Annotated in this window: 20 protein-coding genes and 2 pseudogenes; 12 read left to right on the top strand and 10 right to left on the bottom strand. The window is 70.2% G+C overall.

Annotated elements, in window-relative coordinates; genetic code table 11:
• Nucleotides 1-135: 135 nt before the first annotated feature.
• The 3 genes from AOZ13_RS08965 to AOZ13_RS14215 are packed head-to-tail and all read left to right on the top strand — an operon-like array spanning nt 136 to nt 1,461.
• Nucleotides 136-885 (top strand): ribonuclease H-like domain-containing protein, encoded by a 750-nt coding sequence (locus AOZ13_RS08965; RefSeq protein ID WP_020222571.1) that lies wholly within the window; start codon nt 136-138, stop codon nt 883-885.
• Between the two features lie 59 nt (nt 886-944).
• Nucleotides 945-1,280, top strand: a complete 336-nt coding sequence (locus tag AOZ13_RS08960) for a DUF5789 family protein (protein WP_020222572.1) — start codon at nt 945-947, stop codon at nt 1,278-1,280.
• A gap of 40 nt (nt 1,281-1,320) precedes the next feature.
• Nucleotides 1,321-1,461: a hypothetical protein gene (locus AOZ13_RS14215; RefSeq protein WP_020222573.1), complete on the top strand. Its 141-nt coding sequence runs from the start codon at nt 1,321-1,323 to the stop codon at nt 1,459-1,461.
• Nucleotides 1,462-1,471: 10 nt separating this feature from the next.
• Here AOZ13_RS14215 and AOZ13_RS08955 read toward each other — a convergent pair whose 3' ends face one another.
• The 5 genes from AOZ13_RS08955 to AOZ13_RS08935 all read right to left on the bottom strand — a co-directional run bounded on the left by AOZ13_RS08955 (nt 1,472) and on the right by AOZ13_RS08935 (nt 5,652).
• Nucleotides 1,472-1,966 (bottom strand): DUF7504 family protein, encoded by a 495-nt coding sequence (locus AOZ13_RS08955; protein ID WP_020222574.1) that lies wholly within the window; start codon nt 1,964-1,966, stop codon nt 1,472-1,474.
• A gap of 50 nt (nt 1,967-2,016) precedes the next feature.
• A complete protein-coding gene (locus tag AOZ13_RS15295) occupies nt 2,017-3,246 on the bottom strand; it encodes a PfkB family carbohydrate kinase (protein WP_021780388.1) in 1,230 nt (409 codons plus the stop codon).
• A 1-nt stretch (nt 3,247) separates the two neighbouring features.
• Complete coding sequence (locus AOZ13_RS08945; protein ID WP_020222805.1) at nt 3,248-3,925, bottom strand: phosphoglycolate phosphatase; 678 nt, start codon at nt 3,923-3,925, stop codon at nt 3,248-3,250.
• Between the two features lie 130 nt (nt 3,926-4,055).
• On the bottom strand, nt 4,056-4,499 hold the full coding sequence (locus AOZ13_RS08940) for an acyl-CoA thioesterase (protein WP_020222806.1): 444 nt from the start codon (nt 4,497-4,499) through the stop codon (nt 4,056-4,058).
• 43 nt (nt 4,500-4,542) lie between these two features.
• Nucleotides 4,543-5,652: a M24 family metallopeptidase gene (locus AOZ13_RS08935; RefSeq protein WP_021780386.1), complete on the bottom strand. Its 1,110-nt coding sequence runs from the start codon at nt 5,650-5,652 to the stop codon at nt 4,543-4,545.
• Nucleotides 5,653-5,765: 113 nt separating this feature from the next.
• On the opposite strand from AOZ13_RS08935, the gene AOZ13_RS13990 reads away from it, so the two are divergent.
• The 4 genes and pseudogenes from AOZ13_RS13990 to AOZ13_RS08915 all read left to right on the top strand — a co-directional run bounded on the left by AOZ13_RS13990 (nt 5,766) and on the right by AOZ13_RS08915 (nt 8,399).
• Complete coding sequence (locus tag AOZ13_RS13990; protein ID WP_020222932.1) at nt 5,766-6,029, top strand: serine protease family protein; 264 nt, start codon at nt 5,766-5,768, stop codon at nt 6,027-6,029.
• Nucleotides 6,026-7,203 (top strand): annotated as a pseudogene (locus tag AOZ13_RS15730) (MFS transporter). The gene AOZ13_RS13990 and the pseudogene AOZ13_RS15730 overlap by 4 nt, the downstream one beginning before the upstream one ends.
• Nucleotides 7,204-7,290: 87 nt before the next feature.
• Entirely contained in the window at nt 7,291-7,767 is a 477-nt protein-coding gene (locus AOZ13_RS08920; RefSeq protein ID WP_020222842.1) for a metal-dependent hydrolase, read from the top strand.
• 47 nt (nt 7,768-7,814) lie between these two features.
• Entirely contained in the window at nt 7,815-8,399 is a 585-nt protein-coding gene (locus AOZ13_RS08915; RefSeq protein WP_020222843.1) for a DUF6663 family protein, read from the top strand.
• Here the strand turns inward: AOZ13_RS08915 and AOZ13_RS08910 are convergent.
• Nucleotides 8,369-9,298: a ketopantoate reductase family protein gene (locus AOZ13_RS08910; protein ID WP_021780384.1), complete on the bottom strand. Its 930-nt coding sequence runs from the start codon at nt 9,296-9,298 to the stop codon at nt 8,369-8,371. The two genes, AOZ13_RS08915 and AOZ13_RS08910, sit on opposite strands and share 31 nt — an antisense overlap.
• 99 nt (nt 9,299-9,397) lie before the next feature.
• Here AOZ13_RS08910 and AOZ13_RS08905 point away from each other — a divergent pair, with 99 nt between their 5' ends.
• The gene (locus tag AOZ13_RS08905) at nt 9,398-11,191 is read left to right on the top strand and encodes a DUF7261 family protein (protein ID WP_021780383.1); all 1,794 of its coding nucleotides are present in this window, start codon (nt 9,398-9,400) and stop codon (nt 11,189-11,191) included.
• 2 nt (nt 11,192-11,193) lie between these two features.
• Here the strand turns inward: AOZ13_RS08905 and AOZ13_RS08900 are convergent, their stop codons facing one another.
• A complete protein-coding gene (locus AOZ13_RS08900; protein ID WP_020221049.1) occupies nt 11,194-11,778 on the bottom strand; it encodes a HalX domain-containing protein in 585 nt (194 codons plus the stop codon).
• A gap of 106 nt (nt 11,779-11,884) precedes the next feature.
• Nucleotides 11,885-13,753: a sensor histidine kinase gene (locus AOZ13_RS08895; protein ID WP_021780382.1), complete on the bottom strand. Its 1,869-nt coding sequence runs from the start codon at nt 13,751-13,753 to the stop codon at nt 11,885-11,887.
• Between the two features lie 156 nt (nt 13,754-13,909).
• On the opposite strand from AOZ13_RS08895, the pseudogene ppc reads away from it, so the two are divergent.
• The 3 genes and pseudogenes from ppc to AOZ13_RS08880 all read left to right on the top strand — a co-directional run bounded on the left by ppc (nt 13,910) and on the right by AOZ13_RS08880 (nt 18,828).
• Nucleotides 13,910-16,626 (top strand): annotated as a pseudogene (ppc, locus tag AOZ13_RS08890) (phosphoenolpyruvate carboxylase).
• A 385-nt stretch (nt 16,627-17,011) separates the two neighbouring features.
• Entirely contained in the window at nt 17,012-18,058 is a 1,047-nt protein-coding gene (locus AOZ13_RS08885; RefSeq protein WP_021780380.1) for an ABC transporter ATP-binding protein, read from the top strand.
• The gene (locus tag AOZ13_RS08880) at nt 18,055-18,828 is read left to right on the top strand and encodes an ABC transporter permease (protein ID WP_020221045.1); all 774 of its coding nucleotides are present in this window, start codon (nt 18,055-18,057) and stop codon (nt 18,826-18,828) included. The genes AOZ13_RS08885 and AOZ13_RS08880 overlap by 4 nt, the downstream gene beginning before the upstream one ends.
• On the opposite strand, the gene rtcA is transcribed toward AOZ13_RS08880, so the two are convergent.
• Nucleotides 18,818-19,837, bottom strand: a complete 1,020-nt coding sequence (rtcA, locus tag AOZ13_RS08875; RefSeq protein ID WP_021780379.1) for an RNA 3'-terminal phosphate cyclase — start codon at nt 19,835-19,837, stop codon at nt 18,818-18,820. The genes AOZ13_RS08880 and rtcA overlap by 11 nt on opposite strands.
• A gap of 77 nt (nt 19,838-19,914) precedes the next feature.
• On the opposite strand from rtcA, the gene AOZ13_RS08870 reads away from it, so the two are divergent.
• Complete coding sequence (locus tag AOZ13_RS08870) at nt 19,915-20,466, top strand: DUF1684 domain-containing protein (RefSeq protein ID WP_021780378.1); 552 nt, start codon at nt 19,915-19,917, stop codon at nt 20,464-20,466.
• Between the two features lie 88 nt (nt 20,467-20,554).
• Here AOZ13_RS08870 and AOZ13_RS08865 read toward each other — a convergent pair.
• A partial coding sequence (locus tag AOZ13_RS08865; protein ID WP_148294579.1) for a transcription initiation factor IIB occupies nt 20,555-21,160 on the bottom strand: 606 nt, incomplete at its 5' end.

Raw genomic sequence — 21,160 nt, 5'->3', positions numbered from 1 at the left:
TCCGTCCGCGCCGGTCCATCCGCCATCGATCCGTCCGCCACCGGTCCGTCCGCCACCGGTCCGTCCGCGCCGGCTCGTGCACCGTCGAGACGCCGACGGCGTAGCGTTCATACGCGTCCACACCCACGAGACGGTATGCGCGTCGAGAACTCCTTCATCGCGGCGGACGGCGTCGGCGAGCGCACCGAGCGCTCGCTCTGGGCGGACGGCATCCGCCACTGGGACGACTTCGACCCCGACCACCTCGGCGAGAAGACCGGCCGCGCGGTCTCGACCTATATCGCGGACGCCCGCGAGCGACTGGCCGCGGGCGACGCCGACTTCTTCGCGGAGACGCTCCCGAGCGGCGAACTCTGGCGGGCGTACGAGAACTTCGCCGAGAACGCCTGTTTCTTCGACATCGAAACGACCGGTCTCGACGCCGCGACGAACGACGTGACGACGGTGAGCTTCCATCGCGGCGGCGAGACGACGACGCTCGTCCGCGGACACGATCTCACGGCCGCGTCCCTTCGCGCGGAACTCGACGCCGCCGACCTCCTCGTCTCCTTCAACGGCAAGCGCTTCGACGCGCCGTTCTTGGCGTCCAGCTTCGACCTCGACGTCACCACGCCGCATCTCGACCTCATGTACCCCTGTCGGCGTCTCGACCTCACGGGCGGGCTGAAGGCCATCGAGGGCGAACTCGACGTGGGTCGATCGGGCGTCGAGGACGTCGACGGACGCGAGGCCGTCCGCCTCTGGCGCCGCTACGAGCGGGAGAACGACGAGGCCGCACTCGACCGCCTCGTCGAGTACAACCGCTACGACGCGGAGAACCTCCGGACGCTCGCCGATCGGGTCACCGCGTCGCTCCACGATCGCGCGTTCCCGGACGCGCCGTAGGTGCGAGCGTCGCACGGACACCGTAGCCCTTTCGGCGGTAGCGTCCGTCCGGATCCCATATGGCTGCCCGTCCGCCCGCGAACGACGACACCGACGACGAACCGACGGTCGTGACGTTCGGCATCGCGGCCGTCGAGGAGTTCCTCACGGCCGCGGACCTCACGTACCCGGTCGATCGGCAGACGGTGATCGACGCGACCGGCGACCCGGACGTCCCGATCGACACGGGTGGGCGCACGCTCTCGCTCTCGACGGCCCTCGAACGGACGGATCAGCGCCGCTACGAGTCGCGCCGCGAACTCCTGAACGCCCTCCATCCGGTCTTCGAGGACGCGCGCCAGTCCGGGCCGGGCGGCATCGTCGGCTTCGTGCGCTCGCTCATCCCGTCGTTCTGACGCCGAACCCTTCTTCGTCGCGGGACGCCTCTCCGCGCCCGTGATCGTCGTCGACATCCCCTGTCCGAACTGCGGGCGCGCCGACGCCGTCGAGAAACGCGGACTCGGCACCTATCGGTGTCGCGCGTGCGACCGGGCGTTCGACGCGGACGCGATTCGAGAGCGCGAGCGGGACTCGTGACGGGTGAGCGCTAGTGCGAATCGGTGTCGCGCACGTCCACGACCCGGTCGAACAGCGGCGCGACGGTTCGCGCGACGCCTCGCTCGTCGAGGTGGACGTGACAGCGTCCGTCGTCGTTCGACGCGTGCGAGAGGAACACGTGGAGGAAGCGGAAGAACGCCCGCTCGTCGCCCTCGCCGTCGAGCGGCGGCACCGCGTCCAGACAGACGTGGTGGTCGGGGGCCTCGTCCAGCGTCGCGAGCGTCGCCGTGGCGTCGGAGACGGCGATCCCGAGCTGTGACGGCGTCATCCCGGCGAAGACGCCGTCCTCGTACCAGCCGTCGACGTCGGCGAGCGGCGACTCGTCGAACAGCGCCCGCATCCGATAGTCGGCGTCGATGGCGAGCGAGCGGCACGTCCGTTCGTGGAAGTCGGCGTCGCGGCCGACGAGCAGGACGGCGTCCGGCGGTCCGCCGGGGGGTGGCTGCGCGTCGTCCGTCGGGGATCGGTTCGGGGGGAATGTCACGGCGTTTCCCGTTCTCGATACGGACGCAAAAAGAGCGGGGTGTGTCGGCCTCACGAGTCGCCCGCGCGCGTGGCGAGCCACGCCGCGAGCCGGTCCGGTCCCGCCGTCTCGGCGTGCGAGACGTAGAAGGACGCACAGGCGTTCGCGAGCGTCAGGGCGTCGTCCAGCGCCCACTCGGCCGCGAGCGCGTACGCCAGTCCCGCGCTGAAGCGATCGCCACCGCCCGTGTAACGCCGCGCCTCGACCGCGACGTTCGGACACCGCGTCGTCCCCGTTCCGTCCCGCGCGACGGCCGCACGCGCGCCGTGGAACACCGCGAGGTCGAGCGACGCACGCTCGCGGACCCGCGCGAGTTGAGCCGACACGTCATCGCTCGCTGACGCGCGATCGCCGTTCGTGGGCGAATCGTCATCCGTCCCGGCCGTGTTTTCATCGCTCACAGACATGTCACCGCCGTTCGCGGACGCGTCGTCCGCCACCGCCGCCGCGAGGAACGCGAGTTCGTCGTCGTTGACGCTCAGCGCCACGTCGCGGCCGTCGATCCCGGCGAGGGCGTCGAGGAACGGGCCGACGGCGTCCCGATCGCGAACCGTCACGTCACCGGGATCGACGACCAGCCACCCCCCGCTCTCGTCGGTCCCGTTCGCCGCATCACGCCCGCCGTTCGCGTCACGCTTGCTGTTCCCATCACGTCCGCCGTTCGCGCCACGCTCGCCGTCCGCGCCGTTTCGGCCGCTCCCGCCGCCGGCACCCGCCCGCGCCGCACCGCCCGCGAACGCCCGTACCGCCGCCGTCCCCTCCCGCACCGACGCCCAGTTCGTCCACACGAGCGCGTCGGCATCGAACGGGTCGGCGTCGCCCGCCGCGGCGTCGAGATCGGCGAGTCCCCACTCGGCGATGTCCGGCGACTCCTCCGTGAACATCACCGCGTCGTCGTCGAACTCGAGCACCGCGACGTCCGCCGGTCGGCCCATCGAGCGCGTCGCGAACGGGAGCCCGTCGAAGACCTCGTGATCGAGGTGACCGTAGAGCGTCGTCATCGCACCGAGCGCGTGCGCCTGTCTCGCGGCGTTCACCGACTGCCCGCCGGGTTCCGTGTCCTCGTGATCGACGAGGAAGGACTTCGCGTGTCCGGTGGCGATGCGCCGCCCGAGGCTCCGTCGTGACTCCACGTCGCCCGCGGCGTCCTCGACCGCGTAGCGCCGATCCACGCTCCCGTCCGGCAGGCACGTCACCGAGACGTCCGCCTCGGCCGCGAGCGCGTCCCCGATGTCCTCCATCTCACTCGGCCCGCTCGATGACGGCTTCCGCGGCCTCGACGAACCCGTCCGCGTACGACGCGTCGGTCACGTGATCGGCCGCGGCGAGCGCGTGCTCGTCCGCGTTCGCCACCGCGTAGCTCGTCCCCACCTCCTCGAACATGTGCGCGTCGTTCTTCGAGTCGCCGATCGCCGCGAAATCCGTCACGTCGTAGCCGAGGCGCTCGGCGACGCTCCGGAGCGCCCGACCCTTGCTGATGTCCGTGTCCTTCACGTGGTAGGCGTACCCCGTGTCGACGACTTCGAGTCCTTCTGCCTCCGCGAGGCGTCGGAGGGGATCGACCGGCCGGTCGCGACTCACCGCGACCTCCGTCTCGCGCCAGCGGTTCGTCAGATCGACGCCGCCCCACCCGAGGTCGTACCCCTCGTCGCGATAGGCGTCCGCGACGCGCTGGGCGCCCGCGCGATCGCCGTGGACGACGAGGTCGTCGCCGACGAGCGAGACACCGCCGTTCTCCGCGATCACCGCGCGTTCGATCGCGAGGAAGTGCGCGAGCGCCACGGGGTAGGGGAAGGCCTTCCCGGTGGCGACGACCACCGGCGACGCCCACGCCTGCAAGACGTCGAAGATCTGCGGGTCGATCGCACCCGCCCCGTCCGTCAGCGTGCCGTCGATGTCGACCGCGAGCGGTGGAACCATATCCGGGAGAGGGGGCCGCCCCGGGAAAAACCCCGCGCGACCGGCGGCGCGTCGCTCGCCTCTTCGCGACTCCGTCCAGTCGTCGCGTTGCTCGCGGCTCACGTCGCTCGCCTCTTCGCGATCCCGTTGCTCACCGACCGTCTTCGTGTTTCAACGCCGCCGCGCGGAGTTCCTCGTCGCGCTCCGTCTCGACGTCGAGCGCCGGCACGTCCGTCGGGCGGTTCTCCTCGTCGACCGCGACGTAGACGAAGTACGACTCCGTGGTCTTCTCGCGCTCGCCGGTACGGGGGTCCTCGCCGAACGCCTGCAAGCGGACCTTCAGGCTCGTCGAACCGACCTCGTAGACGTACGAGCGGATGACGACGACGTCGCCGACCGCGACCGGCCGGATGAAGTTCATCCGATCGATGCTCGCGGTCAGACACGACTCGCCCGCGTGGCGCATCGCGCTCATCGCGCCCACCTCGTCCATCCACTTCATCACGTTCCCGCCGTGGACGGCGTCGTAGTTGTTCGCGTGGTTCGGCTGGACGCGATTGCGGTTCTCGATGAACGTCTCGGAGACCGTCGCCATACCCCGTTTGCGCGACGGGGGATCAAAAGCCGGCCGTCGGCGGTCAGATTCGCCACCCGCGCGGCGTGTCGTTCAACCGCTCGCACCCCGACTCGGTGACGGCGACGAGATCCTCGACGCGGACGCCCCACTCCCCCTCGACGTAGATCCCGGGTTCCACGCTGAAGACCATGCCCTCCTCCAACGGCTCGTCGTTCCCGGCGACGATGTAGGGCGCCTCGTGGACGTCGAGTCCGACGCCGTGACCGGTCCGGTGGACGAACGCGTCGCCGTAGCCCGCGGCGTCGACGACGTCGCGCGCGGCCGCGTCGATCTCCCCCGCGGGCACGCCGGGTTCGACGGTCTCGACGGCCGCGCGCTGGGCGTCCACGACGGCCTCGTGCGCCTCGGCGTAGCCCGCGGGCGCCTCGCCGTCGAAGACGACCGTCCGCGTCTGGTCGCTCGGATACCCTCCGATACGCGTCCCGAAATCGAGCGTGACCGGCTCGCCCGCCTCGATCTCCCGATCGCCGGGTTCGTGGTGCGGGTTCGCGGCGTTCGGGCCGGACGCGACGATCGTGGGGAACGACGTCCCGTCTCCGCCGTGGGCGGCGAGGCGATCCTCGACGCGGCGCGCGAGTTCACGCTCGGTCATTCCGACGGCGTCGCGACCCATCTCGCGGACGTCGCGCATCGCCCGATCGGCCGCGCGGCCGGCACGCCGGAGGGCGTCGAGTTCGGCGTCGTCCTTCCGGACGCGAAGGGGGCCGAGCACGTCGTCAGCGAGACCGAAGTCGCAGTCCGGGAGGAGGTCGTCGAGATCGAGGACGAAGCGGGCGTCCATCGCGGGATCGAGCAGCGCCGCGCCGGACTCGATACCGCAGTCGCCGAGGGCGGACGCGACGACGGAGCGGGGATCGTCCGCGTCCCCCCACGTCCGCACGTCCGCGACGGCCGCGTCGTCGCGGGCCCGCGCGCCGTCGAGTTCGGGGACGACGAGGATCGGGTCGCCCCGCGCGGGGACGAACAGGAAGGCGTGTCGCTCGCCGGCGTCCCCGGCGTAGCCGACGAGGTAGGCGGTGTTCGAGCCGGGCGTGAGCGCGAGCGCCGTCGCGCCGCGCTCGCGGAGGCGGGTCTGGGCGTCGCGCGTCCGGCGGTCGTAGGGCGATCGCATACGCGGCGTTTCGGCCGGCGCGGACAAGAAACGACCGGCGCGCGAACCCCCGCCGGGCGGCCGCTCGCGCGCGTCCCACCACGCTTTTGCTCCCCCCAGCCGGACCCCCGGTAATGAGTTCCAGTCTCGGTTCCCGGTTCTTCGACGCGGCCGGCTCCCGCTCGCGGGAGTTCCTCGGCGGCGTCCTCGGTTGTGTCGGCCTCCTGCACTTCGCCGCGTGGGCGACGATCGGCGGCGGCGCGTCCGCGCTCGCCGATCTGGAGACCGGACACCTCTCGCTCGCGGCCGGCGGTCTCGGCGGCTACGCGAGCGCCCACCCCGCGTACGTCCTCGCGTTCGTCGCCGGCATCGCCGTCGTCTGTTCCGCCCGCCAGTGAGCGAGGACGGCAGTTGGCGCGGCGTCCTCGTCGTCGCGCTCTGGCAGGTCGTCGCGAGCCTCTGTTACTACTCGGCCTTCCCCGCGACGGACGCCTTCCAGTCGAGCTTCGGTCTCTCCGGCGTCAAGGTCGGGCTCGTCATCACGACGCTCACGCTCGGCTACACGATCTTCCTCTTCCCCGCGGGCGCGTTCGTCGACGCCTACGGCGACCGGCCGGCGATGGTCGTCGGGCTCGCCGGTCTCGCCGTCGGCGCGTTCGGTGTCTCCCTCGCGAACAGCTATCCGACGCTGCTCGTCGCCGTCTTCGTCCTCGGCGCGGCGTACTCGACCGCGATGCCGTCGACGAACATCGCGGTCGCCGAGCGCGCCCCCCGCGGGTCGTACAACCTCGCCGTCGGGATCAAGCAGGTCGGCGTCACCCTCGGCTCCGCGCTCGCCGCGTTCGTCGTCGCCGGCCTCGCCGCGTACGCCCTCGGCTGGCAGCTCGGCTTCCTCGTCGCCGCGGCCGCCGCGGCCGTCGTCGGCGTCGGCTTCCTCCTCGCCTACGAGGCGCGGGCGGCGCCGGCGACGTGTCGTTCCCCGACGTCGGCGCGCTCTGGGGGAACCGCCCGCTCATGGCGCTCGCCGCGGGCGGCTTCTTCGTCGGCGCCGCGATTTACACCACGACGGGGTACGCCGTCCCCTATCTGGAGGCGGACACGACCGCGACGGCCGCCGTCGCGAGCGTCGTGCTCGGCGTCACTCAGCTCACCGGGAGCGCGGGCCGCATCGGCGCGGGCGCGCTCGCCGACCGCGTCCGCGGGACGGCCGCCACCGCCTCCATCCGCGTCTTCAGCGGCCAGTCCGGCCTCGGCGCGGTCGCGATGGCCGCGATCCCCTTCCTCGCGATGCCGAGCGCCGCCGTCGGCTTCGCGATCCTCGGCGTCGGTCTCCTCGGCGTCACCGGCCTGTATCACGGCGCGCTCGTCGCGCTCGCGGGCGAGGGCGAGTCGGGCGCGGCGACCGCGGCCGGACAGACGACCATCAACCTCGGCGGTCTCGTCGTCCCGCCGGTCTTCGGCTACCTCGCGGACACCGCCGGCTACGCGACGGGGTGGGACCTCCTCGCGGTCTGCATCGCCGTCGGCGTCGGCTGCGCGGTCGTCGCCGGCCGCCTCGCCACGGCCGACTGAGGCGGCGAGAGCGAGGGCGGACGCGGAGACGGGAACGGGGAACGGGAGTGGTCTTTTCCCCGCGCCCGCCGTGCATCGACGCGACGCATGTATCGAACCGGCCACTACGGCGTCTCCCTCATCGTCTACGCGCCCGTGCTCGCCGCCTGCCTCCTCCTCGGTGCGCGCGAACTCGCGCTCGTCGGGGGCGTGGGAATGCTCGCGCTCGCGCCCGTCCCCGACTACGACCAGCGCGTCCCGGGCGTGAGACACCGCGGCGTCACGCACACGCTCGCGTTCGCGGCGTTCACCGGTCTCGCCCTCGGCGTCATCGGCGCTCTCCTGCCCGCCGACGCGATCGCACTCCCGATCCGCGTCGCGTTCGCCGCCGGCATCGGCGTCCTCGGAATCGTCGGTCACCTCGCCGGCGACGTCCTCACGCCCGCGGGCGTCCGACCGCTCTGGCCCGTCTCCTCGCGCGAGTACACGCTCTCGCTCTGGACCGCCGCGAACCCCGTCGCGAACTACGGCCTGCTCGCCGCCGGAATCGGCGTCACCGCCGCGGTGCTCCTCGCGCTCGCCTGAACCCGCGAGACGCGCGACTTTTCCACCTCGACCGCCTCCCTCCGGACGTGACACCGACGACGACGGGGACGTACCGGGTCCGCTCGCGCTCCACCGATGGGGACCTGCGTTGCGTCGACCTCGACGACGGCGAGGCGCTCGACGTCGCCCCCGCGGCGGACCTGCGCCCCGGCTACCGATTCGACGGCACCCTCGCGTGGGACGACGGGACCGCCCGCGTCACGGAGTGCGAGGTCACGGACCGGACGCTGTTCGCCTACGCCGACGGCGTCGCCAACCTCTTCGAGGCCGCGCTCGACGCGTGGGAGGAGGCGCGCCGCGAGAACAGCGGCGTCAACGCCCGCCCGACGTTCGATCAGGGCGGCGACCCGAACGGCGCCGTCTACACCTTCGCCGAGCAGACGGGCGAGCGCGACGTCTACGCCGAACTGCGCGACGGTACCGCGCCGCTCGAACCCCTCCTCGATCGCTTCCGCGACGGCGAATCGGGCTTCGACGCCCCGAACGAGGTCTTCGTCCTCCGCCCCGCGACGCACGGCTTCGTCCTCGTCTACCTCGTCGCCGAGAAGGGCGGCGTCCTCGCCGACACGGTGCGCGACACCTACGGCTGTCCGCGCCCGGACGAACCCTGACTCTCGGCGAGGCGCACGAGATCCGCGAGCGTCCGGTTCACCGGCGCGGGGAGGTCCTGCTCGCTCGCGCGCGAAACGACCGCGCCGTGGAGCGCCTCGACCTCCGTCGCCCGCCCGCGTTCGAGGTCCTGACGCATCGAGGAGGCGTTCGACGCCGTCCGCTCCGCGACGCGGCGCGTCTCCGCCACGGGATCGCCCACGGCCACTCCCTCCGCGCGAGCGACGCGCGCGGCCTCCGAGACGGCCCGCCGGAGGAGCCGTTCGCCCGACTCGCGCTCGACGAGTGCGCCGTTCTCGACCCGCGCGAGCGCCGTCGCCGCGTTGATCCCGACGTTCACGAGCACCTTCCGCCAGACGGCCGTCCGCGGATCGGCGACCACCGCGGTGTCGATCCCGGCAGACGAGAGCGTCGCGGCGAGGCGCTCGACCGGGGCGTCGTTCGGACCGTCCCACCGCCCGAGACGGGTGTTCCCCGTGCCCGCGTGGCGGACGACGCCCGGCTCCTCGACGACCGCGCCGTGGCTCGTCGTCCCCGCGAGCACCCCATCCTCCGGGAGGGCGGCGACGAGCGCCGCCGCGTTCCCGAGACCGTTCTGGAGCGTGGCGACGGTCGCATCAGTGAGCACCGGACGCCACTCCTCGATCGCGTCCGCGGTGTCGGTGCTCTTCACGAAGACGAGCACCGCATCGCAGTCGGGCGCGGACGCGGGGTCGGTGACGACGTCCACGCCGACCGTCGCGCGCGACCCGTCCGGGCGTCCGAGGCGCAGGCCGTCGTCGCGAATCGCCGCCGTGTGCGCGCTCGCGTGCGCGAGCAGCGTCGTCTCCGCACCGCTCGCCGCGAGGCGGCCCGCGAACAGCGACCCCATCGCCCCCGCGCCGAGCACGCCGACGTGCATGCGTGTCGCCTCGCGGCGATGGGGAGTCAACGTTCCGGTGTCGAGACGCGTGCGGGCGGGAAGGTATTTCCCCGCGGACCGACAACGGGGGCACGGATAATGGACGGCGCGCGCGCGGACGACCGGGGCCAGCTCATCCTCATCGCCGGCATCGGCGTCGCCGTCGCGCTCGTCGCGCTCGCGCTCATCCTCAACAGTCTCGTCTTCACGCAGTACCTCGCGACGAAACCCTCACCCGACGGGAGCGAGGCCGTCGCGTACCAGCACGCCGTCGCGGACGGCGTTCGCGGCCTCGTGTCGGAGGCGAACTATCGGGAGTACGACGGGAACGTCTCGGATACCGTCCGAAACGGTACCGGTACCCTGTCCGACCTTCTCGCGCGGCAATACGGTGCACACGGAACGCTCGTGAACGCGACGGTGCGGAGTGTTGAGAACGGGACGAGCATCCATCAAGACGCGCCCCGCCGATTCACGAACGCCTCTGGAAACGGGAACTGGACGCTGTTCGGCGGCGCGGACGGCGTTCGGGGGTTCCGAATGACGATCACGAACGCGAGCGCGGCGAGCGCGGAGCATCCGTTCCGCCTCAACGTGACGCTGGAGGGGGGAATGACCCCGATCGAGATCTATCCGGATACCAACGGATCGGGACTCATCGTCAACGACACCACGGACGAGAACTCCCGGCTCAACAATGTGTCGACCCCAGCGACGATCGACTTCGCGAACGGGAGCGTCAACGGGAGCCATACAGACCAGCTCGACTTCTACGAGAGCGAAAACGTCACGGACGTCGCGGTGGCGAACGGCGAGCGAGCAGTCGGGAAGTACGTCGTCGTGGCGAACCGGTCGGAAGAGGACGTCACTACATCGGACGACTACTACGACACGACCGATCGCTCGCCGTACGCCGTTCCCGCCGTCTACGCGACGACGCTGCACGCCTCGTACGCCGCCCCCGACGTCACGTACGAGACGGATGTCCACGTTTCGCCGAGCGCGTTCGGTGCTGGTCCGGACGGCGAGGACGGGCGATACGGCGTGTTTAGGCCGCCGGGTGACACCGTCTTTCGGTACAACGACGCTCCCACGAATCTCTCTGTGATGAACGCGACCGGAACCGATCCACAGCGGTTCCCGCAGACCGACGTTGAGGCCATCGGCCCGCGCGAGTACGACTTTACGGGCGACGATGTCCTCGACGTTCCGTACGTGGACGACGCTGGGAATCTCTATCTCACTAATGCGAGTGGGTCAACGACGCGGCTCGCGACCGACGTCTTCCAGCCGAAGTCACTGCTCGCCATCGGGTACTGGAATGGGACGGGCCCATCCGTGTTCTACGCCGGGGACAACAAGGTTAACATCTATCGTGTGCAACCGGGCCACGAGCCAACACTGGTCGTTGACAACAGTAACAACGGCGGAGCGAACGGTGCCAGCGGAATCGGCGATGTTGACGGCGATGGAGAGAACGAACTCGTGTTCGTCGGTGGGAGCCAAGAGCAGTATGTCTATGAGCCAGAGGGCGGAAAAGCGGACAAGATCGAGAACGGGCAAGCCGCACAGAATCAGGGGATCGGCGCGTCACAGCCGATCGACTTCAACGGCGACGGCGTCGCACGTGTCCCTCATGTTGACGGGTCGAACAACCTGGATCTCGTCGACACACGGGACGGAACTAACACGAATATCATCTCCGGGGGTGTCGCAAATTCGCCCGTGACGGCCTACGATGTCGATGGCGACGGTTCACTGGAAATCATCTATCTGAACACGAACAGCCACCTGATGTACGTCGACAACGTGACAGGCACACCGATCGGGAAGCCGCTCCTGAACGAGAGTGGCGGGGCAATACTCGGGAGCAAGAAGACCGGCGTCGCCTAACCCTATCCTTCGATCTCGCGGAACGCGTCCTCGAAATCCCCCATCTCCGACAGCGCCGCATCAACGTCGTCCTCCAAGTCCGCCTTCCGGTCCGTGAGCCGCTGGTACTCCTCGCTCTCCCCGCGTTCCTCGGGGGAGAGTTCGGTCTCCAAGGTCGCGACCTTCTCGGAGACCGCGAAGTACTCCTGTACGTCGTCGTCGTAGTCGGCGCGCGCGAGCAGGCGCTCGACGACGTCGATGACGTCCTCCCGGGTGACGGGCTTGACGAGGTACTCGTCGAAGCCCATGTCGACGATGTCGACGTCGGGTTCGACGGCGGTGAGCATCGAGACGCGGACGTCGTGGCCGGCGTCGCGGATGCGTTCGAGGACGTCGCCGCCGGACATATCCGGCATCCGTCGGTCGAGGAGGACGACGTCGACGTCCCCGTCGATGGCCTCAAGCGCGCTCTCGCCGTTGTACGCGGTGCGGACGTCGTAGTCGTCGCGGAGCCAGATCGCGTACGTGTCGGCGAGGTCCTCGTCGTCGTCGACGGCGAGGACCGTCGGCGGGCCGCGCTCGTCGGCGTCGGAGTCGTCAGTTGACATGAGTGGGGGAGGGGGCGTCGTGTTAGGTTCGATATGGTGCCCCGGCAGTATAGTCTTGTGGCCTCCGGGAACAGTCGGGCGAACGCGTTCGCGACGCGTCCGGCCTTCACGCGTCGGCGCGCTCGAACGTCAACTCGAAGACGGCGCCCCGCGGGCCGTTGTCGCGGACGTCGACGTCGCCGCCGTAGCGCTCGATCACCTCGTTCACGAAATAGAGTCCGAAGCCGTCCCCGGGATTCGCGAGGCCCTGCATCCCCTTCTCGAAGACGCGGGTCTTCTCGGCGTCCGGGATCCCCGGCCCGTCGTCGCGGACGACCACGCTCGCCGTCGTCTCCTCGACGGTCGTCGTGACCGTCACCGTCGGGTTCTCGGTGTCGTTGTGCTGGACGGCGTTCGTCAGGACGTTCGCGAACACCTCGCCGAGCAGGTCGTCGGCCGCGACGGTGACGCTCGGGAGGTCGCCCTCGACGGTGACGTCCGCGTTCGAGTAGTCGTCGCGGACGCACTCGGCCTCGCGATCGAGGACCGCTCCGAGCGGCATCGGACGGCGATCGGCGCCGTCGGCGACGACCGCCTTCGTGAACGAGCGCATCGTCTCGACGTGCGAGATCATCTCCGCGACCCGCTCTGACGCCGTGTCGAGGTGGTCGTCGAGTCCGTCCTCGACGTTCCCGTCGAGCATGGCGAGACGACCGCGGACGACGTTCATCCCGTTCAGGAGGTTGTGCCGAAGCATCCGGTTGACGAACTCGAGGCGTTCGCGCTCCGCGCGGATCTCGCGCTGGCGGTCGAGGCGAGCGAGCGTCTCGCCGGCGTGCGTGCCGAGCAGTTCGGCGACGTCCCGATCCCGATCGTCGAAGGAGCCGTCGGGCGCGCCGAGCTGGATGGCCCCCCGGTCCCCCACGGGTATCGTGAGGACCGCCGTTCCATCGTGGTTCGTGATCGTCGCGGTCTCCCCGGCGCGCGCGGCGTCGATCGCGTCGGACGCGGGGACGTCCGCGTCGCCCGTCCCGCGGGTCTCGATCACCTCGCCGTCGACGACGAAACACCCGGTCTCGTGATCGAGCGTCTCCGCCGCCGCGTCCATCACGACGTCACCGACGGCGTCGATCTCGTCGACGGCGGTGAGGTCCGAGACGATCCGGTGGAGGTACTCGACGCGGTTTCGGTCGGCGATCTCCTCGTGGACGCGCTTGCGGCCGGTGATGTCCGTGTAGACTGCGTAGGCCTCGCCGTCGGCGTCGAGGGGGATGAGCCGGAGGAGGAACTCGCGGGGGCCGCCGACGCTCTCGCGGGTGACCTCCGTCTCGAAGGGCTCGCCGTTCCGGACGCGGCGCTCGAACTCGGGGATGCGCGTCCCGTCCGCCGTCTCGGGGACGATGAGGTCGTCGAGCACCCGATCGACGGCGTCGGCCTCCGCGTAGCCGAACGTGTCCTCGAACGCGCCGTTCGCGGCCTTCACGACGGGACCGCGCTCGCAGTAGTCGATGTGGACGACGCAGTCCGTCGTCTTCGCGAACAGGGAGGAGAGATTCCCGCGCTCGGTGGCGACGCGCTCGTGTCGGCGTCCCCGGCGGGCGTCGTAGACGCCGACGAGCAGGCCGAGGACGCTCGCGGCGACGACGGCGTTCGCGGCGGTAGTGTAGGGGTGGACGCGGTGTTCGGTGACGAGCTGGACGCCGAACAGCCAGACGTGGAGGGCGGCCGCGGCGACGAAGGCGGCGAGACACCAGAAGACGACGGTGTTCGCCTCGCCGCGCCGCCACGATCCGGCGACGATCCACCCCGCGGTGGCGAGGAGGGAGAGCGCGCAGATCGCGGGGATGGCGTTCTCGGCGAGGGTCGGGAGCAGCGGCGCGCCGTGAGAGACGACCGCGGCGTAGACGTCGTAGACCGGGACGGCGAGCGTCCCGAGCCCGACGACGCCGAGGACGACCGGACTGAGCCGCCCGAACGCCCGCCGAAACGGTTCCATACGTCCGTCGGGGTTCGCAACGTCCCAAAAGGTTGTGGCATCGGGGGACGGTCTCCGCCGACGTCGGGCGCGCTATCCCTCACTATTTACTCGTATCCGTGGCAATACTCGGATCGTCCGGTGTTTTATAGGGACTACGACGCGGAGGTTCACATCATGGAGTTACACGGACGGAGCGTGCGACAGGACGTCCGCGAGCTGGGCGAACTGCTCGGCGACGCCGCCGGACGACACGCCTCGACCGCGGCGTTCGAGGCCGTCGAGGACGCCCGCACCGCGGCCATCGACTACCGACGCGGAGAGGCCGCGAGCCGGGAAGCGCTGCGGCGCATCGTCGAGGAGAACGACGAAGTCGTCAACGCCTCCGTCGCCCGCGCGTTCACGACCTATTTCGAGCTCGTCAACCTCGCCGAGGAGCGCGAGCGCGTCCGATCGCTCCGCGAGAGCGAGAACGAGGGGACGCTCGCCGACGGACTCCCCGCGGCCGTCGAGACTCTCGCGGACCGGGCGCCGACGCCGACGACGTCGCCGCCGTCCTCGATGCGGTCCGCGTCGTCCCGACGTTCACCGCCCACCCGACCGAGGCCCGTCGGAAGACGGTGAAGGCGACGCTCGTTCGCGTCACCGACCTCCTCGAGGAACTCGATCAGCACCGCCTCACCGCCCGGGAGCAGGCGAACAAGCTCGCGCGCCTCGACGCCCTCGTCGAGAGCCTCTGGACGACCAAACAGGTCCGCGATCGGCGCCCCGAGCCGTTCGACGAGGCCCGCAACGTCCACTGGTATCTCGCGAACGTCATCTTCGAGCAGGTCCCCGCGGTGTACGACCGCCTCGAAGACGCCCTCGATGAGCGCTACGAGGACCCGCCCACCGTCCCCGAGATCCTCGACTTCCGCTCGTGGGCCGGGAGCGACCGCGACGGTAACCCCTTCGTCACCCCCGAAGTCACGACGAAGACCCTCGAACGGCAGCGCGACCTCGTCGTCGAGAACTACCGCGAGACCCTCGACGACATCTCGGGCGTCCTCAGTCAGGACTCCTCGCGGATGGACCTCTCGTCGGTCGAGGACTCCCTCGACCGGGACGCAGAGCGCGTCCCCTCGCTCGTCTCCGAGACGCGCGAACGCTACCCGGACGAGCCGCTTCGGCAGAAGGTCCTCGTCATGTGGCGCCGCCTCGCACGCATCACGGACGTCCGTCCCGGCGGCTACGACGATCCCGAGGAGTTCCTCGCGGACATCGACGTCGTCGAGGACGCCCTGCGCGCGAACGGCGCGGATCGCATCGCCGACGAGTACCTCGACCCGCTCGAACGGCAGGTCCGCACGTTCCGCTTCCACCTCGCGAGCCTCGACCTCCGCGACCATCAGGAGATGCACACGGGCGCGCTGGAGGAGGCCCTCGAACGCGAGGGCGTCGGTTATGAGAGCATGGACGAGGACGAACGCGTCGACTTCCTCACGGAGGGCATCCTTCAGGAGGAGTCGGTCCTCGACCTCACGGACACCGACGACCTGAGCGACGACGCCGCCCGCGTCCTCTCGCGCTTCGACGCGCTCGGCGACTGGCACGACGAGTACGGCGAGGCCGCGATCGACACCTACTGCATCAGCATGACCGAGCGCCCGAGCCACGTCCTCGAAGTGCTCTTCTTCGCGGATCAGGCCGGCGTCGTCGACCTCCCCGAGCACTGCGGACTCGACGTCGTTCCGCTCCTCGAAACCGAGTCCGCGCTCGGGAACGCCCGCGAGACGATGGAGACCCTCTTCGACAACGACGCCTACGGTGCGGCCGTCGAGGCCCGCGGGAACGTCCAAGAGGTGATGTTGGGGTATTCGGACTCGAGCAAGGAGAACGGCTTCCTCGCCGCGAACTGGGCGCTCAACGAGGCCCAGCGCAAGCTCGCCGCGATCACGGACGACCTCGGCGTCGACCTCCGGCTCTTCCACGGGCGCGGCGGCTCGATCTCGCGCGGCGGCGGCCCGATGAACGAGGCCCTGCTCGCCCTCCCCCCCGAAACGGTCACCGGCGAGGTGAAGTTCACCCAGCAGGGCGAGTCCATCGCGGAGACGTACGGCAACCCCTACATCGCGGAGCGGAACCTCGAACAGATGCTGAACGCCCAGCTCCGCGCGCGCTATGATGCGGTCGATCGGGGCGAGAGCGACGACATCGGCGATCGCGGCGAGACCATCGACTCCGAGTGGATCGAGGCGATGGAGACGATGGCGCCCGCGGCCCGCGAGGCGTACGCCGACCTCCTCGGCACCGAGGGATTCGTCTCCTACTTCGAGCAGGCGACGCCCATCACCGTCATCGAGGAACTCAACATGGGTTCGCGACCCGCGAGTCGCTCCGAGGAGCGCAGCGTCGAGGACCTGCGCGCGATCCCGTGGGTCTTCTCGTGGACGCAGTCGCGATGCATCGTCCCCGGGTGGTTCGGTCTCGGCACCGGGATCGAGGCATACCTCGACGACGGGGGCGACGTCGAGACGCTGCGCGAGATGTACGCCGAGTGGCCGTTCTTCCGGACGACGGTCGACCGGGCGTCGATGGCGCTCGCGCGCACCGAGATGGAGATCGCCGCCGAGTACGCCGACCTCGCCGACGAGGACCTGCGCGAGCGCGTCTTCCCGACCATCGAGACCGAGTACGACCGATCGAGCGGCGTCGTCCTCGACATCATCGAGAGCGACGACCTGATCGAACGCGACTGGCTCGCCGAGAGCCTCGAACGCCGCAACCCCTACGTCGACCCGCTGAACGCCCTGCAAGTGTCGCTCCTCAGGCAGACCCATCGGACCGAGGAAGCGGAGCGGACGCTGCGGCTCACCGTGAAGGGGATCGCGGCCGGGATGAAGAACACGGGGTAGGCGAGACGAGCGAAGCGAGGTCTCGCCGGACGAACGGCGGAGCCGTGAGTTCGGTGAGACCGGAAGAGTGGAGCGCGACGTCCCGCAGAACGGACGCGCGGTCACTCTCGATCGGCACGCCATCTCGAACTCGCCTCGCTCGAGGAACGTCGAAACCGAGACGCCGGCGCGATTCTGGGCGTTCGCGATCGATCAGCGTTCGGCCGCGGCCCGTCGGCGGTTGCGTCGTCCCGGACTAGCCGCCGAATCCGCTCGCGCACGGCGAGATCGCGGGGGCGACGAGCGACGGACACCCGCCCCCGTGTGTGACCCTCTCCCGCGGTTCTCGGCGGTATCGGGCGGGTTCCGCCGGTCTTAATCCCGTCCCCGCCGTCCACACGGACGAATGCCACCAGCGATACGTGTCGAGGGCTTGGAGAAGGATTACGGCGACGTCCAAGCGCTCGACGGTCTCGACCTCACGGTCCCCGAGGGGTCGTTCTTCGGTCTCCTCGGACCGAACGGCGCGGGGAAGACGACGTTCATCAACGTCCTCGTCGGTCTCGTCCGCAAGACCGGCGGCGAGGCGGCCGTCTTCGGCAACGACGTCGAGGACGACTATCAGGGGGCGCGCGACGCCATCGGTCTCGCCCCGCAGGAGTTCAACGTCGATCGCTTCTTCCCGATCAAGGAGGTACTGGTCCACAAGGCGGGCTATCACGGCGTCCCCGAGTCCGAGGCGAAAGAGCGCGCCGCGGAAGCGCTCAAGCGCGTCGGCATCTACGACAAGCGCGACGTCCGCTTCGACTGGCTTTCCGGAGGTATGAAGCGGCGCTTCATGCTCGCGCGCGCCCTCGTCACCGATCCCGACCTCCTCATCCTCGACGAACCCACCGCGGGCGTCGACGTCGAGCTACGGCACGACCTCTGGGAGGTCATCACCGACCTCAACGACGAGGGGACGACGATCCTCCTCACCACCCACTACATCGAGGAGGCGGAACGCCTCTGCGACGAGGTCGCGATCATCGACTCCGGACGGAAGGTGACGGTCGCGACGCCCGACGAACTCACCGAGAAGGGCAGCGACACCCTCACCGTCTACTGCGAGAGCGCGCTCGACGCCGACGCCGTCCCCGACCTCGACGACGAGCGCATCGAGAGCGTGAGCGTCGACGGCGACGCGATCCGCGTGCGCGCGTCGAGCGCGAGCGAGGTCGCCCCGGCCGTCCTCCGGCAGCTCGAAGCGGAGGGGTACACCCCGATCGACATCGACATCGAGCGCACCTCCCTCGAGGAGGTGTTCGTCGACCTGACGCGCCGCGGCGACGGAAGCGAGGACGACGCGAACGACGGCGGGAACGGGGCGGGCAGTGATGGAGCGAGCGGGGAGAGCGAGACGGACGACGGCGACGAGACGGACGGGCGCGTCGTCGCGGAGGCGAGCCGATGAGTTCGGTGTTCTCGACGGGGACGAAGACGCTCACGAAGCGCGAGATCCTGCGCTTCCTCCGGCGGCCGTGGAACACCTTCCTCCCGCCGTTCATCACGAACGTCCTCTACTTCTCCGTCTTCGGCGTCATCCTCGGCGCGCGCATCCGCGAGATCGACGGCGTCCCCTACATCCAGTTCATCCTCCCCGGTCTCGTCGTGCTGGGCGCGATCGGCAACGCCTTCGAGAACGCGTCGTTCTCGATCTTCCACGGCCGGTGGAACGAGTACATCCACGAACCGCTCACGTCACCGCTCTCCTATCGCTCGATGGTGTTCAGTTACGTCGCGTCGTCGGCGCTCCGCGGCATCATCATCGGCGTGCTCATCGCGCTCATCGGCGCGTTCTTCACGCCCGTCCACTCGCTCGCGCACCCGGTGTACGCCGTCGTCTTCCTCCTCGTGATCGCGACGCTGTTCGCGGGACTCGGCGTCATCGGCGGCCTCGTCGCCGAGGACTTCGACCACCTCACCGTGCTCAATCAGTTCATCCTCCGACCGCTCGTCTTCTTCGGCGGCGTCTTCTACTCCCTCGACGCGCTGAGCGGCGCCGCGCTCACCGCCTCCTACCTCAACCCGATGGTCTACATGGTGAACGGTGTCCGCTACGGCGTCCTCGGCGTCTCCGACATCCCCGTGAACGAGGCGCTCGGCGTTCTCGTCGCCCTCACCGTCGTCGTCCTCGCCCTCGACGTCGCGATGTTCAAGCGCGGCTACGGTCTCACCGATTAGGGCCGGCGCGAACCCGCACGGTCCCCCCCTCTTCTACGCTCACCGCCACGTCGAAGCCGAACGCGCAGAGCAGGTCCGCGTGCGTTTCGAGGTGGGCGCTCCGCCGAGGTGCGACGTACTCGCCGCCAGCGAGCGCCGCGAACGGGAGGAGCTGATCGGCGAGGTGGGCGTCGACGCTCGCCGCCGACTCGTCGAACGCCTCGAAGGCCGCGAGTGCCTCTTCAGCGACGTCCTCGGCGGGCGTGCCGCGCTCTCCGAGCGCGGAGAAGCCGGCGCGCGCCTCAACGTAGTCGGCGGCGAGCGTTATGACGGAACCGGGCGACGTCGTCTCGACGTAGGTGACCGACGCTTCAACGGGGGCGTCCCGTTCGCCGAGCGACTCGCGCGCCGCGTCCGCCTGCCGCTCCGCGACGTCCGCGTCCGCGAGCGCACCGCTCGCGACCGAGCGCACGTCGATGCCGGAGAGGGAGCCGCGCGCCGGGATCGCGAGCGGGTCGAGTTCGGACGGCCGGAGCGTCAGCGTCGCCTCGCCCCCGCCCGCGGGGTAGAAGCCGCGTCGATCGCAGGAGAGGGAGGCGTCGAGACCGTACTCTCGGAGGAGGGGCAGTTTCACGCCGCGGAGGTAGTCGAGCGGCGGCGCCCACCGGACGTCGGTACCGCCCGTCGCCGTCAGTCGGAAGGGCGCGTCGAGGCGGGCCGCGAGCGGGAGGACGGCGTCGAAGACGAGGCAGAGGCTACCGGCGGTGTCGATCTCGACGCGTGCCTCGCCACCGGTCACGGCGTCCGGATCGATGGCGACGCGCTCCGAGCCGACGCTCGCGCCGTCGAGGTCCGCGTCGGCGATCGCGGCGAGCGCCTCCAACGCCGCGACGTGCTGGGCCTTCAGGCCGGGCGTTTCGCGGGCGCCGCGGACGTCCGTCACCTCGACGGCGCGGCCGGTCAGGCACGCGAACGCGCCGGCGCTGCGGACGAGCTGGCCGCCGCCGTCTGCACCGGAGATCGAGCGCACGGCTCACCGGTCGCGCGGACGGCTCAAAAACGCGCCGCTACCGCACGCCTTACCGCGCCGGGGAGAGAAGGGTCGGTATGCCCGAAGCCGACTTCGACGAGCGCGCGTGGCGCGAGCGCGTCGCCGAGTACCGCGCGGAGAAGGACGAGTTCCTCGCGGAACACCCGCAGTCGCCGATCCCGCCCGGCGAACGCGAGAGCTTCGACGGTCTCGACTACTACGCGCCCGACCCCGACTATCGCGTCGTCGCGCGCATGCAGGCCGCGAACGACGTCGAGGAGGTCGAACTGGAGACGACGGACGGTCCCTCGCGGACGTACGAGCGCGTCGCGACGCTCGGCTTCACGCTCGCCGACGAGCACCACGTCGTGGCGGCGTACGCCGCGCCCTCGCAGGAGGGGCTGTTCGTCCCGTTCACGGACCCGACGAACGGCGACGCGACGTACGAGAGAGGGCGCTACCTCGAACTCGACGTCGAGACGATCGAGACGGGCGACGACGTCGTCGTGGACTTCAACACCGCGTACAGCCCCTTCTGCGCGTACAACGAGGGGTTCGCGTGCGTCGTGCCGCCGGAAGAGAACCACGTCGGCGTCCCCGTCGAGGCGGGCGAGCGCGCTCGGGAGTGACGACGTCGCCACTCGCGGGCGTCGAAACGGGAGAAAGCGAGAACGGGAGAAAGCGGAGTAGAACGAGAGAGCGACCGCCGTCGAGACCTCAGTTCGCGGTCTCCGCGGCTTCGAGGAGTTCCTGATAGCGGTTGCGGATGGTGACCTCGCTGACGTCCGTCACGTCGCTGACCTCGCTCTGCGTGACCTTCTGATTGGCGAGCAGGCTGGCGGCGTAGATGGCCGCGGCGGCGAGTCCGACCGGCGACTTCCCGCTGGTGACGCCCTGCTCGGCAGCGGTGTCCAGCAGCTCGCGGGCGCGGCGCTCGACCTCGTCGCTGAGGTCGAGTTCGCTGACGAAGCGCGGGACGTAGCTCGCGGGGTCCGCGGGGGCGACTTCGAGGTTGAGTTCGCGGACGATGTAGCGGTACGTCCGCTTGAACTCCATGTCGTCGATGCGCGAGACGGTCGCGACCTCGTCGAGCGAGCGCGGCGTCTGCATCTGCCGGGCGGCGGCGTAGAGGGCGGCGGTGGCGACGCCCTCGATGGAGCGACCGGGGAGGAGGTCCTCGCTGAGCGCGCGACGATAGATGACGGACGCCGTCTCTCGGACCTCCTTCGGGAGACCGAGGGCGCTGCTCATGCGCTCGATCTCGCCGAGCGCCTGCTTGAGGTTCCGCTCCTTGCTGTTGCGGGTGCGGAAGCGCTCGTTCCA

Origin of the sequence: Halarchaeum acidiphilum MH1-52-1 (assembly GCF_000474235.1) — an archaeon.
In the GTDB taxonomy this organism is placed as follows: Archaea; Halobacteriota; Halobacteria; order Halobacteriales; family Halobacteriaceae; genus Halarchaeum; species Halarchaeum acidiphilum.
Note: the sequence above shows the minus strand (reverse complement) of the source record. Positions and strands in the feature narration are given on the sequence as shown.